The sequence below is a fragment of the Tahibacter caeni genome (assembly GCF_024609805.1).
In the GTDB taxonomy this organism is placed as follows: domain Bacteria; phylum Pseudomonadota; class Gammaproteobacteria; order Xanthomonadales; family Rhodanobacteraceae; genus Tahibacter; species Tahibacter caeni.
This window is the reverse complement of sequence record NZ_JANFVR010000097.1, coordinates 1-15,348: the sequence shown is the minus strand read 5'-3', so window position 1 is coordinate 15,348 and position 15,348 is coordinate 1. Positions and strand designations below refer to the sequence as shown.

14 protein-coding genes and 1 pseudogene are annotated in these 15,348 nt (G+C 69.5%); 3 read left to right on the top strand and 12 right to left on the bottom strand.

Features of this window, described 5'->3' with window-relative positions:
* The 9 genes and pseudogenes from NON22_RS10725 to ndk form a co-directional block, all read right to left on the bottom strand.
* A pseudogene (locus NON22_RS10725) lies at positions 1-261 on the bottom strand (hypothetical protein); the annotation flags it as partial.
* Positions 258-818, bottom strand: a complete 561-nt coding sequence (mobA, locus tag NON22_RS10720; protein WP_257386924.1) for a molybdenum cofactor guanylyltransferase MobA — start codon at positions 816-818, stop codon at positions 258-260. The pseudogene NON22_RS10725 and the gene mobA, both read right to left, overlap by 4 nt.
* 7 nt (positions 819-825) lie before the next feature.
* Complete coding sequence (gene der, locus NON22_RS10715; RefSeq protein ID WP_257386923.1) at positions 826-2,220, bottom strand: ribosome biogenesis GTPase Der; 1,395 nt, start codon at positions 2,218-2,220, stop codon at positions 826-828.
* Between the two features lie 176 nt (positions 2,221-2,396).
* On the bottom strand, positions 2,397-3,566 hold the full coding sequence (gene bamB / locus NON22_RS10710) for an outer membrane protein assembly factor BamB (protein WP_257386922.1): 1,170 nt from the start codon (positions 3,564-3,566) through the stop codon (positions 2,397-2,399).
* Positions 3,563-4,252, bottom strand: a complete 690-nt coding sequence (locus NON22_RS10705) for a YfgM family protein (RefSeq protein ID WP_257386921.1) — start codon at positions 4,250-4,252, stop codon at positions 3,563-3,565. The genes bamB and NON22_RS10705 overlap by 4 nt, the downstream gene beginning before the upstream one ends.
* Before the next feature lie 181 nt (positions 4,253-4,433).
* Positions 4,434-5,471: a helix-turn-helix domain-containing protein gene (locus NON22_RS10700; RefSeq protein WP_257386920.1), complete on the bottom strand. Its 1,038-nt coding sequence runs from the start codon at positions 5,469-5,471 to the stop codon at positions 4,434-4,436.
* A gap of 119 nt (positions 5,472-5,590) precedes the next feature.
* Entirely contained in the window at positions 5,591-6,349 is a 759-nt protein-coding gene (gene pilW / locus NON22_RS10695; RefSeq protein WP_257386919.1) for a type IV pilus biogenesis/stability protein PilW, read from the bottom strand.
* Positions 6,339-7,448 (bottom strand): dual-specificity RNA methyltransferase RlmN, encoded by a 1,110-nt coding sequence (rlmN, locus tag NON22_RS10690; protein ID WP_257386918.1) that lies wholly within the window; start codon positions 7,446-7,448, stop codon positions 6,339-6,341. Before rlmN ends, pilW begins: the two co-directional genes overlap by 11 nt.
* A 12-nt stretch (positions 7,449-7,460) precedes the next feature.
* Positions 7,461-7,886: a nucleoside-diphosphate kinase gene (gene ndk, locus NON22_RS10685; RefSeq protein ID WP_257386917.1), complete on the bottom strand. Its 426-nt coding sequence runs from the start codon at positions 7,884-7,886 to the stop codon at positions 7,461-7,463.
* Positions 7,887-8,246: 360 nt separating this feature from the next.
* On the opposite strand from ndk, the gene NON22_RS10680 reads away from it, so the two are divergent.
* The 3 genes from NON22_RS10680 (at position 8,247) to NON22_RS10670 (ending at position 12,591) form a co-directional block, all read left to right on the top strand.
* A complete protein-coding gene (locus tag NON22_RS10680; RefSeq protein ID WP_257386916.1) occupies positions 8,247-8,867 on the top strand; it encodes a TetR/AcrR family transcriptional regulator in 621 nt (206 codons plus the stop codon).
* A gap of 140 nt (positions 8,868-9,007) precedes the next feature.
* On the top strand, positions 9,008-11,377 hold the full coding sequence (locus NON22_RS10675) for a 3-hydroxyacyl-CoA dehydrogenase/enoyl-CoA hydratase family protein (protein WP_257386915.1): 2,370 nt from the start codon (positions 9,008-9,010) through the stop codon (positions 11,375-11,377).
* Between the two features lie 17 nt (positions 11,378-11,394).
* Positions 11,395-12,591: an acetyl-CoA C-acyltransferase gene (locus NON22_RS10670; protein WP_257386914.1), complete on the top strand. Its 1,197-nt coding sequence runs from the start codon at positions 11,395-11,397 to the stop codon at positions 12,589-12,591.
* Positions 12,592-12,638: 47 nt separating this feature from the next.
* Here NON22_RS10670 and NON22_RS10665 read toward each other — a convergent pair whose 3' ends face one another.
* The 3 genes from NON22_RS10665 to NON22_RS10655 all read right to left on the bottom strand — a co-directional run bounded on the left by NON22_RS10665 (position 12,639) and on the right by NON22_RS10655 (position 15,101).
* Positions 12,639-12,986: a tRNA-binding protein gene (locus NON22_RS10665; RefSeq protein WP_257386913.1), complete on the bottom strand. Its 348-nt coding sequence runs from the start codon at positions 12,984-12,986 to the stop codon at positions 12,639-12,641.
* 82 nt (positions 12,987-13,068) lie between these two features.
* Positions 13,069-13,875, bottom strand: coding sequence for a dioxygenase family protein (locus NON22_RS10660; RefSeq protein ID WP_257386912.1), 807 nt, complete (start codon positions 13,873-13,875; stop codon positions 13,069-13,071).
* 290 nt (positions 13,876-14,165) lie between these two features.
* On the bottom strand, positions 14,166-15,101 hold the full coding sequence (locus NON22_RS10655; protein WP_257386911.1) for a LysR substrate-binding domain-containing protein: 936 nt from the start codon (positions 15,099-15,101) through the stop codon (positions 14,166-14,168).
* Between the last annotated feature and the right edge of the window lie 247 nt (positions 15,102-15,348).

The following is a 15,348-nucleotide window of genomic DNA, read 5'->3' as shown; positions in this document are numbered from 1 at the left end:
CAGCGCGAAGCGCCTCTCGCCCTCGCGCGGCAGATCCGCGCCGCGCAGCGCGAAGCCGTCCATCGCCGAGTTCGCGTAGCCGGGCACGTCGGTCGGCGCGATCACGTCCGCGGCGAGGCTGCGATCCAGCGCCGCCGACAGCGCGACGCGCTCGACCGCAAGCGGCCGGCCCCGCGCGATCACGCGCGCGCGCGCCTGATCCACGCCGAGCAGGTCGGGCGCCGGCGCCGGCAGCGTGTCCGTGTCAATCACGTCCTTCATTGAAAATCCTCCGCCGTATTCAAGTTGGCGAAACGCGCCGGGCTGTCGCTGAAATCGACTTCGCGCAGGGCCTGGCAGTCCTGCCAGGCCCAGACCGGCATATCGGGGGCGTCGCCCGGCATTGCCAGCGCCGCGCGCCGGTACAGCGCGAACAGCGGCTGGCGGCGCCGGCCGTCGTGAGCGACGACGACGCCGGCTGCACCGCGTTCGCGCCAGAGTCGCGTGAGCAGGTCCGTGCCGGGTTCGGGACTGTCCACCGGCACGACGAGCAGCCAGTCGCTGCGCGCCCGGCGCAGCGCCGTCACGATGCCTTGCAGCGGTCCGCGGTAGCCGGCCCGGTCGTCGGCGCAGACGCGGCCGTAGCGCCGGTATTCGTCGGCATTGCGATTGGCGACGATCAGGATCTCGTCGACCTGCCCGGCGAGCGCCGCCGCGACGTGGGCGATCAGCGGACGACCGCGCCAGAGCGCCAGGCCCTTGTCGATGCCGCCGAGGCGCTGCGCGCGACCGCCGGCCAGCACCGCTGCCGTCACCGCTTCGGCGCCGCCGGGCTTCACGGCCGCATCAGCGCTTCTTGGCGTTGCGGATCATGCGCTGACGCTTGCGCTGCTGGCCTTCGGTCAGCTCGTTCTTGCGTCCGGCGAACGGGTTCTCGCCGTCGCGGAATTCCAGTCGCAGCGGCGTGCCGACGAGCTTGAAGCGCTTGCGGAAGAAGTTCTCGAGGTAGCGCCGGTAGCTGTCAGCCAGATGCTTGGTGCGCGAGCCGTGGATCACGATGGTCGGCGGATTCGTGCCGCCCGGGTGGGCGTAGCGCAGCTTCGGCGCATGACCGCGGACCAGCGGCGGCTGGTAGGCCTCGTAGGCGGTCTCCACGGCGCGGTTGAGCTCCGAGGAGCTGAACTGCCGCGTCGCCGACGCATGCGCGCGGTCGATCGCCTTCATGAGTTCGCGCAGCCCCGAGCCGTGCTTGGCCGAGATGAACACGCGCTCGGCCCAGGCGACGAAATCCAGGCGCCGTTCCAGCGACTTCTCGCACTGCTCGCGCTGGTATCTGGTCAGGTTGTCCCATTTGTTCGCGACGACGACGAGCGCGCGCGCCTCGTCGAGCACGTGGCCGATCAGCGTCGCGTCCTGCTCGGACACGCCTTCGCCGGCGTCGAGCAGCAACACGACGACCTGGGCCGCGGCGATCGACTGCAGGGTCTTGATGACGCTGAACTTCTCCACCGCCTCCTCGACGCGCGCGCGGCGGCGCACGCCGGCCGTGTCGATCAGGGTGTACTTCCTGCCGTCGCGCTCGATCGGCACGCGGATCGAATCGCGCGTGGTGCCGGCGATGTCGGACACGACGACGCGGTCTTCGCCGAGCAGGCGGTTGACCAAGGTCGACTTGCCGACGTTCGGGCGGCCGACGATGGCCACGCGGACGCCCTGCTCGGCCTCGGCCGCGGGCTCGCCGTCGTCGTCGGCCGGCAGATGCGGCGCGATCGCGCTCAGCAGTCCGTCGACGCCGCGGCCGTGCGACGCGGCCAGCGGCACCAGGGTCGCGATGCCGAGCGCGGCGAACTCGGCCAGGCTGGTCTGCTCGTCGAGGCCGTCGGTCTTGTTGACGCCGACGAGCACGGGTTTGCCGCGCTTGCGCAGGTCACCGAGGATGTCGCGGTCGAGCGCGGTCAGGCCCGCGCGCGCGTCGGTCACGAACACGACGACGGCGGCTTCGTCGACGGCGAGCTGCACCTGCCGGGCGGTCAGCGCATCGATGCCCTCGTCTTCGCCCGACAGGCCGCCGGTGTCGACGACGACGAACGGCCGCGGACCGAGATGGCAGATGCCGTAGTGGCGGTCACGCGTGAGACCGGGCTGGTCGGCGACCAGCGCATCGCGCGTGCGCGTGAGCACATTGAACAGGGTCGACTTGCCGACATTGGGACGACCGACCAGGGCGACGACGGGCAACATGCGCGGAACCTGCTGGAGCGGACGCACAGCCGGCGCCCGGTGGAAAAAACGAAAGCCGCAGAGCCGGCGCGGCGAACCGTTCGCCGGCCGGATCTGCGGCAGACGGCCGCGGCGGCGGGCCGCCGTACGGTCGTCGCGTCACCGCCGGCGCCGCCTCGCGGCGCCGGCGGCGTCATTCACAGCTGCGCGCGGTAGGCGGCCAGCTTGCCTTCCACGTCGACGACGTAGACGGTATCGCCGGAAACGACCGGCGTCGCGCGGATCGCGTTCTTGGACAAGCGTTCGCGCGCGGCTTCCTTGCCGTCGGCGATCGCGAGCCAGTGCACGTAGCCTTCGACGTCGCCGACGACGACGTAGTCGCCCTGCACGGCCGGGCCGCTGAGCCAGCGGTACTGCAGCGCATCCTGCTTCCACATCGACGCGCCACTCGTGCGGTCCAGCGCCCAGACCTGGGACTGGTCGTCGACCGCATAGACCTGGCTGGCCGACACGCCGACATTGGTATAGCTCGACAGCGCGCGGTTCCAGACCTGGCGGCCGCTGGAGAGGCTCAGCGCGACGACCTGGCCGTGATAGGCGGCCGCATAGATCACGTCGCCGTCGACGACGAGATCGCCGTCGACGTCGCTGAGGCGCTCGACCTCGGTGCGGCCTTCGGCCGTCGCGAGGCTCTGCTCCCAGGCCGAGGCACCGTCGCTGGCGCGCAGCGCCATGACCTTGCCCGCGTCGGTCGCGTTGATGACGAGATCGCCGGCCGGATGCGGGCTCGCATTGCCGCGCAGCGACAGCAGCGGCACGGTCGCGCGGTCGTTGACCCAGCGCTGCTTGCCGTCGTTGAGATCGAACGCGAACACGCGGCCGTCGTTGCTGCGCACGTAGACCAGCTCCGCGTCGACGGCCGGCGCGCTGACGACTTCGGCCGACACGCGCGCGCGCCAGCGCTCGGTGCCATTGCCGGCATCCAGCGCGAGCACGTCGCCGTCCATGCCGCCGACGACGAGCACGCCGTTGCCGACACCGGGACCGCCGGCGAGCTTGAGCTTGACGTCGCGGCTCCAGAACACCTTGCCGCTGGCCGCGTCGATGGCCTTGACCTCGCCGTCGACGCCGGCCGTGTAGAGCTTGCCATCGTGCAGGACCGGGGTCACGCGGATGCCGGAACGGCCCGCACCCTTGCCGATGCCGTGGCTCCAGGCCTCCTTGACGACGAGGGTCGGCACGAGCTCGACCAGCGCCTTGGGCTGGATGATGTTCTCGCGCTTGGTGGAGTTGCCCTTGAACCAGCCGCAGCCGCCGAGCAGGGCCAGCGCGGCGAGGCCGCCGAGCAGGTAGACCGACTTCTTCATGAGCTCTGCTTCTCCGCACCGGCCGGCGTCGGCGCCGGCGCCGCGACGGCGTTGCCGCCGCCGAGGTCGTCGCGCTTCATTTCCAGCGCCTGGCGGTTGGGCGCCATGGGATCGAGCGCGTCGATCGAGGCCTGGTAGGCGTTGCGCGCATCGTCGCGCTTGCCCTGGGCGAGCAGCGCGTCGCCGCGCAGCTCGGCGATGATCGAGGCATAACCCTCGACCGGCAGGCTGTCGATCAGGGTCAGCGCTTCGGCGGCCTTGTCGGTGCCGAGCTTGAGGCGGGCGAGGTTCTGGCCGGCCAGGCTCTTGACCGCCTTGTTGCCCGCGTTGTCGTAGGCCCACTGCAGCGCCTGCTCGGCCGCGGCGAGATCCTTGCGCGCGATCGCGCCTTCGGCCCAGCGCATCGCGGCGATCACGGCATAGACGCTGCCGGCATGCTCTTTCTGGATGCGCTCGAGCGTGGCCTTCGCGGCCGTTTCGTTCTTGGCGCCGACGGCGGCGCCGAAGCTCATGAATTCATTCGCGGCCATCAGACGCTGGCGCGCCTGGTGACCCTGCCATTGGAAGTAACCGAAGATGACCAGCAGGCCGAGGCCTATGCCTACGAAGATCGAGGCAACGTTGTCGCGCATCCATTTGCGCACGATTTCGCTTTGTTCGTGTTCGTCGAGCTGATCGAAAGCCATGTCTTGATCCAGGTTGCGTCTGCCGCGCCGGGCAGGTTCTTCGAAGAAGGCGATGGTACGCCGGCCGCGGGGCCGGGCCTCGCGACGACTCGGCGTCGGACGGTGCCGGCGCGCGGGCGCCGTAGAGTAACAGGAAGAGCCCGCGACGCAGCGCCGGCGTCGCGGGCGATGCGCCGACGATTCAGTTATCGCCCGGGGCCGTCGCGTTGCCGTCGACGAGCTTGAGATGGGCGACCGCCGCGCGGCGGTACGGCGCCAGATCGACGGCCTTGCCGTTCACGGCGAGCTCGGCGTTGGCCGAGTTCCCCAGACGCACGCTGACCGGCTGGCTGGCCGTGTAGGTCTTGCTGCTGCCGGCCGGCAGCAGCCCGAATTCGACGCGCTGGCCGTCGGCGCCGATCAGCTCGACCCAGCTCGCATCCCTGAGCTTCAGGCCGATCGTGTAGCTGCCGGCCGGCGGCGCCGGAGCCGCGGACTGGGCCGCGTCGGCTTCGTGCTTGAGCGCCGGCACCATCGAGGCCATCAGCGGCAGCTCGGCGGCCGCATGCGGCGCGTCGCCGGCGACGGACGCGGTCGCCGTGTCCGGCGCCGGATTCGCGGCCGGCACAGTCGGCGCCGTCGCGGCCGGGGCCGGACTGGCGGCCGGCGTTTCGAGCGGCAGCGACTGTTCGAGCGAGGAGACGCGCGCGAGGTTCTGGTCGAGACCGCCGTGCGTCGCGAGCCAGACGGCCGGCGCGACGATGAGGCCGGTCAGGATCACGTAGACCGTCGGCACGGAATAGCGCTGGAACAGATAGCGCGAATGCGAGATGCGGCCCGTGGCGACCAGGGCCGGCGGCGGCGCGTTGCGCTCGCGCACGCGCTCATCGATGGCCTGCAGCGGCAGGCCGAGCAGACGCGCGTAGCTCGCCAGATAGCCGCGCAGGTACACGTCGTGCTCGATGCGCGCGAACTGGTCGTTCTCGAGCGTAGCGATCACGCGCTGCGGCAGGCGCAACCGTGTCGAGACCTCGTCGAGGCTCAGGCCGCGGCGCTCGCGCTCTTCGCGCAGGCGCTGGCCGAGGCTCGACTCGGAAGCCGCCTCGGCCGGCAGCGCGAACAGCTCGCGCCCTTCGTCGGCGACCGCGTAGTCGGCCGGGTGGGAGGAAACATCCGTCTGCCTGTCTTCGGCGCTGTCCGTGGCCGTTGCGTTGTAGTTGTCGTCGTGTGGGCTGGTCATCGGCGGCGCTGCGGAAGCGGGAGCGGAAGGGAGTGTTTCGCTGTTTTGGAAAGGAACGGTGTTCGTGGCGGGCGCCGCCGCAACGTCGGCGCCAGAGTGCGAACGTTTCTTGCGGTATTTCATGACGGAGTGCTCGATTCCAGCTTCTGCCGCTGCGGCGAATCCGGAAATTCGCTGCGCAGCCGGCGCGCGTATTCGCCGGCTTCGCGCGCGTTGCCGAGACCGGTCTCGATGCCGTGGCCGAGCAGCAGCGCATCGGCATTGGGCACGCCGAGCGCGTCGAAGCGCTGCAGGAACGCCCGGGCGCGCAGGAAGTCGTTCTTCTGGAACAGGATGCCGGCCAGATGGAACAGGGACTCGGCGTTGCTCGGGTTCAGTTCCAGCGCCTTGCGGAATTCCTGCTCGGCGCGGTCGGGCTTGCCGCCCTGCAGGAAGCAGGTGCCCGAGTTCGTATAGGCCACGTCCGGCGTCTTGTAGAACGGGTCGGAGACCGCCGCGGCGAAACGCTGGGCCGCCTCGTCGAACTTGCCGTTGCGACAGAGGAAGGCGCCGTAGTTGTTGTTGACCGCGCCGTTGCGCGGCGCCAGTTCGGCGGCGCGGCGGTAGTGCTCGGCGGCCTTCTTCTCGTCGTTGATGCGTTCGTAGAGCACGGCGATGACCGTGTGCGCATCGACGTAGGACGGATCGAACTTCAGTGCCTTCTCGAGTTTTTCGAGCGCGAGCTCGAGCTTGCCCTGCTGCAGGTAGCGCTGGCCCAGCGCGACGTGGATCTCGGCGGCGTTGCGCGCCTTGTCGCTGGACTTGCTGCGCGGCTCGGCGCTGGCGCAGGCGCCGAGACCGAGGATCAGCAGCAGCGCCAGCGCGAGCTTAAGCCGCATCGGCCTGCCCCTCGAGCTTGCGGCGGAATTCCGCCTGGCGGCGCGTGCGGTCGAGCACCTGGCCCTTGAGCTGGCCGCAGGCCGCGTCGATGTCGTCGCCGCGCGTGCGCCGCACCGTGGTCAGCACGTGCGCGTCGAGCAGGATCTTCTGGAAACTGCGGATGACCTCGTCGTCGGAGCGCTCGAAGCGCGTTCCCGAGAACGGGTTGAACGGAATCAGGTTGACCTTCGACGGCACCTTGCGCATGAGCTTGACGAGCTGGCGCGCGTGCTCGGGCTTGTCGTTGACGCCTTTCATCATGGTGTATTCGAACGTGATCGACGCGCGCGGGCGCTTGGCCACGTAGCGCTGGCAGGCGCCCATGAGTTCGGCGATCGGGTACTTCTTGTTCAGCGGCACGAGCTCGGTGCGCAGCTCGTCGTTGGGCGCGTGCAGCGAGACGGCCAGCGACACGTCGCTCTCCTCGCTGAGCCGGTCGATCATCGGCACGAGGCCGGCCGTCGACAGGGTGACGCGCTTGTTGGCCAGGCCGAAGCCGAGGTCGTCGCGCATGACGCTCATCGCGCGCACGACGTTGTCGAAATTCAGCAGCGGCTCGCCCATGCCCATCATGACGACGTTCGTGAGCTTGCGCTGGTGGTGCGGCACGTTGCCGAGGTGGCGCGCGGCGACCCAGACCTGGCCGATGATCTCGGCCGTGGACAGGTTGCGGTTGAAGCCCTGCGTCGCGGTCGAACAGAACTGGCAGTTCAGGCCGCAGCCGACCTGCGAGGACACGCAGAGCGTGCCGCGCGAGGTCTCGGGAATGAACACCGTCTCGATCGCGTTGCTGCCGTCCATGCCGAGCAGCCACTTGTGCGTGCCGTCGGCGGACTGCTTCTCGAAGACGGTCCTGGGCGGAACGATGTCGACGGCGGCGCCGAGCTTCTCGCGCAGCGCCTTGCCGACGTCGGTCATGTCGGCGAAGTCGGTGACGTGGCGGTGGTACATCCACTTCATCACCTGATCGGCCCGATAGGGTTTCTCGCCGATCGATGCGAACAGATCGCGCAGTCCCTTGCGGTCGTAGTCGAACAGGTTGGGTTTCACCACGGTCACCGGATTCAGTCCTCAGCGCGGGCAGAGCTCGGTCGTTGCGAAAAAGTACGCAATTTCTACAGCGGCATTTTCCAGCGAATCGGAACCGTGCACGGCATTCGCGTCGATCGAATCGGCGAAGTCGGCGCGGATCGTGCCCTTCTCGGCCTTCTTTGGATCGGTCGCGCCCATGAGGTCGCGATGCTTGAGCACGGCGTTGTCGCCTTCGAGCGCCTGGATCACGACCGGACCCGAGATCATGAACTCGACCAGCGCGTTGAAGAACGGACGCTCCTTGTGCACCGCATAGAAGCCTTCGGCTTCCTTGCGCGACAGGTGCTTCATCTTCGACGCGACGATCTTCAGGCCGGCCTTTTCGAAACGGGTGTAGATCTCGCCGATCACGTTCTTGGCGACCGCGTCGGGCTTGATGATGGAAAGGGTGCGCTCCAGCGCCATGTGGAATAACTCCGGATTGTAGGAAAACGGTTCCCGACGCCGCGCGCGATGGTAACACCAAACACACGCAGGAATGCGGGGTTAGCGGGCAAAATCGTTCTGAATTCTAGCTGATTCACGCGCCGTATGCAGCCGGGCCGTGCAAGACCGCCGCGATCGCCGCGGCGTCTCACTGCGCTTCACCGGACCTCACGCGGGATCACGCGGCGCGGCGGACTCAGGACCGGGCGGGACCGGACGCCGCCGGTTTGACCCGTAACGAACGCTCTCGTAGCATTCAAACGCTCGTTTTACCTACGATCCGGTTCCGGCCCCTCCTTCGCGCCGCAACCCGGCGTGCGACCGGACAGCAAGGATTTCATGAACTCGCAGCATTTTTCGACCAAGGAACGCATTCTCGGCGCCGCCGAGCAGTTGTTTGCGCGGCTCGGCTTCGCCGGCGCCTCCCTGCGCCAGGTCACCGCCGCGGCGAACGTCAATCTCGCCGCCGTCAACTACCACTTCGGCTCCAAGGAAAACCTCATCAACGAGGTGTTCCGGCGCCGCCTCGACGAACTCAACGCCCACCGCCTGCAGGCGCTGGAGCAGGCCCTGGCCCGCCCGGGCGCCGATCTCGAGGACCTGCTCGCCGCATTCATCCATCCGGCCCTGGACCTGTCCCTGGACCGCGGCGGCGGCGGCGCCTTCGTCCGCGTGCTGGCCCGCGCCTACGCCGAGCACAACGATGCGCTGCGCAAGTTCCTGTCGGACAACTACGGCCACGTCATGAAGCGCTTCCACGCGGCCTTCGCCCAGCGCCTGCCCGACCTGGACAAGGAAGAGCTCTACTGGCGGCTGGACATCGTCGCCGGCGCGCTGACCTATGCCATGGCCGACTTCGGCGTGATCAAGCGCAAGTCCGGCGTGACCGAGCAGCAGCACCGCGAGCGCTCGGCCGAACACCTGATCCGCTTCGCCGCCGCCGGCCTGCGCGCGCCGTGAGCCGTCGCGTCCCCGGCCGCCGCCGCGCAACCCGTTGACGCCCCGACGTTTTGCTGCACTGCAACGCGAGCAACAGCTCCAACCCAAGCAGGCACAGTCGCCGGGTTGATCCCCACGCCTGACTCCACAACGAGGTCATCATGAGCTTCAAACCGCTACGTATCCGCAAGGCTGCGGTGCTCGGCGCCGGTGTGATGGGCGCGCAGATCGCTGCGCACCTCACCAACGCCGACGTCGAAACCGTGCTGTTCGACCTGCCGGCCAAGGAAGGCGACAAGAGCGGCATCGCGATAAAGGCGATCCAGAACCTCGCCAAGCTCTCGCCGGCCCCGCTCGCCGACAAGTCGCGCCAGGCCGCCATCGTGCCGGCTAACTACGACGAGCACCTCGAGCTGCTGCGCGGCTGCGACCTGGTCATCGAAGCCATCGCCGAACGTACCGACTGGAAGCTCGACCTGTATAAGAAGGTGGCGCCGTACCTGCCCGAGTCGGCGGTGATCGCGAGCAACACCTCGGGCCTGTCGATCAACACCCTGGCCGAAGCCCTGCCGGAGAACCTGCGCCACCGCTTCTGCGGCGTGCACTTCTTCAACCCGCCGCGTTACATGCACCTGGTCGAGCTGATCCCGAACCGCTACACCGACGCGGACATCCTCGGCGGCCTCGAAGCGTTCCTGACCTCGACCGTCGGCAAAGGCGTGGTCTATGCCAAGGACACGCCGAACTTCATCGGCAACCGCATCGGCGTGTTCTCGATCCTTGCCACGATGCACCACACCGAGAAATTCGGCCTGGGCTTCGACGCGGTCGATGCGCTGACCGGCCCGGCCATCGGCCGCCCCAAGAGCGCGACCTACCGCACGGCCGACGTGGTCGGCCTGGACACCATGGCCCACGTCATCAAGACCATGGCCGACACCCTGCCCGAAGATCCCTGGCATTCGTTCTTCCAGGCGCCGGCCTGGCTCAAGGCGCTGATCGACAAGGGCGCGCTGGGCCAGAAGACCGGCGCCGGCGTATTCCGCAAGGTCGGCAAGGACATAGTGGTTCTAGAGTTGGCCAGGCAGGACTACCGCGCGGCCGACCAGAAGGCCAGCGACGAGGTCGCCGCGATACTCGCGATCAAGGATCCGAGCGATAAGTTCGCCAAGCTGCGCGCTTCGGCCGATCCGCAGGCCCAGTTCCTCTGGGCGGTGTTCCGCGACCTGTTCCACTACACCGCCTTCCACCTGGCCGACATCGCCGACACGGCACGCGACGTCGACTTCGCGATCCGCTGGGGCTACGGCTGGCAGCTGGGTCCGTTCGAGACCTGGCAGGCTGCCGGCTGGCAGCAGGTCGCCGGCTGGATCGCCGAGGACATCGCCGCAGGCAAGGCCATGAGCAGCGCGCCGCTGCCGGCCTGGGTCAGCGACGGCCGCACCGGCGTCCACGGCAAGGACGGCTCGTATTCTGCAAGTCAGAACAAGAGATTGCCGCGCTCTTCTCATCCAGTTTATCAGCGCCAGTACTTCCCCGATCCGATCCTCGGCGAGAAGTTCGACCAGGGCACGACGGTGTTCGAGAACGACGGCCTGCGCCTGTGGCACCTGGCCGGCGACGTCGGCATCGTCTCGTTCAAGACCAAGATGAACACGGTCAACGACGCCGTGCTCGACGGCCTGCAGCGTGCCGTGGACGAGGCCGAGCAGCGCTTCAAGGGCCTCGTGCTCTGGCAGCAGAAGGAACCGTTCTCGGCCGGCGCCGACCTCAAGGGCGCGATGGGCCTGCTGCAGGCCGGCAAGGTCGCCGCGTTCGAGGCGATGATCGCGAACTTCCAGGCCACGAGCATGCGCCTGAAGACTTCGCTGGTGCCGACCGTCGCGGCGATCCGCGGCATGGCCTTCGGCGGCGGCTGCGAATTCCAGATGCACTGCGCGAAGACCGTCGCCGCGCTCGAGAGCTATATCGGCCTCGTCGAAGCCGGCGTCGGCCTGCTGCCGGCCGGCGGCGGCCTCAAGGAAATCGCGCTGCGCTGCGCGCGTGCGAATCCGACCGACCCGTTCAACGCGGTCAAGGCCTTCTTCGAGACCGTCGCCATGGCCAAGGTCTCGGCCAGCGCGCTCGAAGCCAAGGAAATGGGCCTGCTGCGCGCGACCGACACGGTCGTGTTCAACACCCACGAAGTGCTCTGGGTCGCGCTGCGCGAAGCCGCGGCGCTGGCCGACGCGGGCTACCGCCCGGCCCTGCCGGCGCGGCAGATCCCGGTCTGCGGCGACGTCGGCACGGCCAGTCTCAAGATGATGCTGGTCAACATGCTCGAAGGCCGCTTCATCTCGGCGCACGACTACGAGATCGGCGCGCGCATCGCCGACACGCTCTGCGGCGGCGTCGTGGAGCGCGGCTCCCTCGTCGACGAGCAGTGGCTGCTGGATCTGGAACGCAAGCACTTCGTCGAGCTGGCCCAGATGGAGAAGACCCAGGCCCGCATCGTCCACACCCTGACCACCGGCAAGCCGCTGCGCAACTGAGCGACGAGGACAGAGCAATGACCAAGCAAATCCAGGATGTCTACATCGTCGCCGCGACGCGTACGGCCGTCGGCAAGGCGCCGCGCGGCGCGTTCCGCAACACGCGCCCGGACGACCTGCTCGCCCATGTGATCCGCAACGTCGTCGCCCAGGCGCCGGGCATCGACGTGAACCGCATCGACGACGCCGTGATCGGCTGCGCGATGCCCGAAGCCGAGCAAGGCATGAACGTCGCGCGCATCGGCACCCTGCTCGCGGGTCTGCCGCATACGGTCGCCGCCGTCACGATCAACCGCTTCTGCTCCTCGGGCGTGCAGGCCATCGCGATGGCCGCCGACCGCATCCGCACCGGCGACGCCGACCTGATGCTGGCCGGCGGCACCGAGTCCATGTCCATGGTGCCGATGATGGGCCACAAGATCGCGATGAACCCGGCCGTGTTCGCCGACGAGAACGTCGCGATCGCCTACGGCATGGGCATCACCGCCGAGAAGGTGGCCGAGCAGTGGAAGGTCAGCCGCGAAGACCAGGACGCGTTCGCGCTGGCCTCGCACCAGAAGGCCCTGGCCGCGATCGCGGCCGGCGAATTCAAGAGCGAGATCTCGCCGTTCCGGCTCGACGACCGTTACCCGGACCTCGCGACGCGCGGCACCGTCACCGACGCACGCACGATCGACACCGACGAGGGTCCGCGCAGGGACACCGGCGCCGAGGGTCTGGCCAAGCTCAAGCCCGTGTTCCGTATGGGCGGCTCGGTCACGGCCGGCAATTCCTCGCAGATGTCCGACGGCGCCGGCGCGCTGCTGCTGGCCAGCGAACAGGCGATCAAGGACTACGGCCTGACGCCGCTGGCCCGCTTCGTCTCGTTCTCGGTCGCCGGCGTGCCGCCGGAAATCATGGGCATCGGTCCGATCGCCGCGATCCCGAAGGCGCTGAAGCAGGCCGGGCTGAGCAAGGATCAGCTCGACTGGATCGAGCTCAACGAAGCGTTCGCGGCACAGGCGCTCGCGGTGATCCGCGACGTCGGCCTCGATGCGTCCAAAGTCAATCCGCTCGGCGGCGCGATCGCGCTCGGCCATCCGCTCGGCGCGACCGGCGCGATCCGCGCCGCGACCCTGATCCACGGCCTGCGCCGGCGCCAGCAGAAGTACGGCATGGTCACGATGTGCATCGGCACGGGCATGGGCGCGGCCGGCATCTTCGAAGCGCTCTGACGCAACGCGGGTCGCGGCGGCTCGCCGCGACCCGCACCGTCACGGATTCACGCGAGCCGCGTGCCGTTCGGCACCGGCCGCTCCACGGCGGCGAGCACGACGCCGTCGCCGGTCGGAAAACCCGTCAGCAGGAATTCGGACATGAACGCGCCGATCTGCTTGGGCGGGAAATTGATGACGCCGACGACCTGGCGGCCGACGAGTTCCTCGGGCCGGTACAGCGCGGCGATCTGCGCGCTGGTCTTCTTCTCGCCGTAGGCGCCGAAGTCGACCCAGACCTTCAGCGCGGGCTTGCGCGCCTGCTCGTTGACCTCGGCACGCACCACCGTGCCGACCGCGATCAGCACCTTCTCGAAATCGCTCCAGGCTATCGTCTCGCTGCTGCTCGCGTTCATGCGGCCTCCGTCAGGAAAACCGCAGTCTAGTCAGCCGTCGCCGACGCGTATTGAACCGGATTGCGGCGGCCCGGCGGGACGCTCAGGCCGCCTCGCGGTCCGCGTCGGCGTCTGCCGGCAGCCAGGCGAACGAATCCATCGACAGCACGCCGTAGGTCATGCCCCCGGCTATCCACTGCGGCGCGTCGCCGGCGTCGCTCGCGCCGAGCGCGACCAGCAGCGGCAGGAAATGCTCCTCGCTCGGGTGCGCGCGCGTGGCCTGCGGCGCCTGGCGGCGATAGTCGAGCAAGGCGGCGGTGTCGCCGCGCGCGACGGCCTCGCGCACCCAGTCGGCAAAGACCTGAGCGTACTCCGGATCGCGGATGGACTGGCGGAGCTCGTAGAGGTTGTGGGTCAAGCTGCCCGAACCGATCAGCAGCACGCCCCGCTCGCGCAGCGGCGCCAGCGCGCGGCCCAGGCGCAGCGCTCCGGCGGCGTCGATGTCCTGCGGCAGCGAGACCTGCAGCACCGGCAGATCGGCTTGCGGCCGCAGATGCCGCAGCGGCACCCAGGCGCCGTGATCGAGGCCGCGCGCACCGTCGATGTCGACCGTGAAACCGGCCTCGGCCAGCAAGGCCGCGGCCGCCTGCGCGACGGCCGGCGCACCGGCGGCCGGATAGCGCAGCCGATACAGCGGCGCCGGGAAACCGCCGAAATCGTGGAGGGTTTCCGGCGCCGGCGAGGCCGTCACGCGCACGCCGCGCGTCTGCCAGTGCGGCGAGACGACGAGGATCGCGCGCACGCCGCTCAGCGCGGCGCCGAAACCGTGCAGCTGCGGGCCGAGCCGGCCGGGCTCCAGCGCGAACATCGGCGAGCCGTGCGAAATGAACAGGACGGGTTGGCGGCGCATGGCGGATCTCCTGGCCGGCGCTGCGGCCGCGCCGGCGGACAAGGAAAACATTCGGCTCTTGCCGACCCGCGCTCCGCGAACGCCGATGCGCAGGAGAACCGGCCGGCGCGACCGCGCGCCGGGCCGGCTCCTGCGCCGCAATCTAGGGACGCCCGTCGCAGCGATAAACCGCGCCGGCGGCGACATACCGTCTCGGCGGGCAAGACAATCGGCGGCCGAAACCGCAACGAGCGCGGCGAACGCCGCGCCCTGCTCCGCCGACCACGTTTTCGTTGCGGATCGCGCCGGGCTCAGGCCGCGACGACGACCATCCGCGCGATGAAGCCGCGGCCGGCCGCCGCGGTCTGCTCGGCTTCGGCGACGAGCCAGTCGCGGAACGCGACGAACTTCGCGCTGTTGCGGCGCGCCGACGGACAGGCCAGCCAGAACGCGCGGCCGTCGCTCGCGACGAGCTCATGGGCCGGCACGAGCCGGCCCGCAGCCAGCTCGTCGCCGAACAGCAGCGGCGAGGCAATCGCGACGCCGTGACCGGCCACGGCCGCTGCGACGTCGAGGTATTCGGCCGACAGCCGCGTGCCGAAGCGCTGTTCCGGCGGTCCCGCCGGCCGGCCCAGTGCGCGATACCACAGGTGCCACCAGTCGGGTCGTCCGAGCAGCGGCACGTCGCCGCGCGAGGGGTCGGCCAGCCCGGCCAGCGCCGGCAACAGCGCCGGCGCGCAGAGCGGCAGGAACAGGCTCGGCAGCAGCGGCACCGTACTCAGCCCGGGCCAGCGGCCGTGGCCGTTGCGGATCGCGGCGTCGAAACCGCCGGCGCCGAGGTCCTGCGCGTCGGCCGACAGATCGAGCTCCACCGCGACATTCGGATGGCGCGCGCGATAGCGGCCCAGCCGCGGCGTCAGCCAGCTCGTGCCGAGGCTCGGCAAGGTGGTCAGGCGCAGCCGACTCTCGTCGAGTTCGACCGCGCGCGTGAAGCTCGCGCGCAGCGCGGCGAACGCGGCAATGGCTTCCTGCGCGACGAGCTCGCCGGCTTCGGTCAGCACGACGCGGTGCGGATCGCGGCGAAACAGGGCGACGCCGAGCTGCTGTTCGAGCCGGCGCACGTGATACGAAACCGAGGCGGCCGTCGTCGCGAGCTCCTGCGCCGCGCGCGCGAAGCTGCGGTGGCGCGCGGCTGCTTCGAACGCGCGTATCGCGGCCAGCGACGGAAAACGGGACTCGCCGAGCATAAGTACGACTTAGCCTCGGCCGTGCGATTTCGCGTCGCGGCCGGCGTCTCCGCGCGGCATGCTGACGCCGATGCGATGCGGACCCGCGGCCCCGCCGCCGCGCGACGTCCGCGCGATCGCCCCGACCGGAACCGACTGCGGAGATGCCAGCATGATGCCGACGACCTTCCCTGCGCGACGCCGCTTCCTCGCGGCCGCGTCCGCCGCCGCCGCGGGCCTGAGCCTGCCGCGCCTCCTGCGCGGCGCG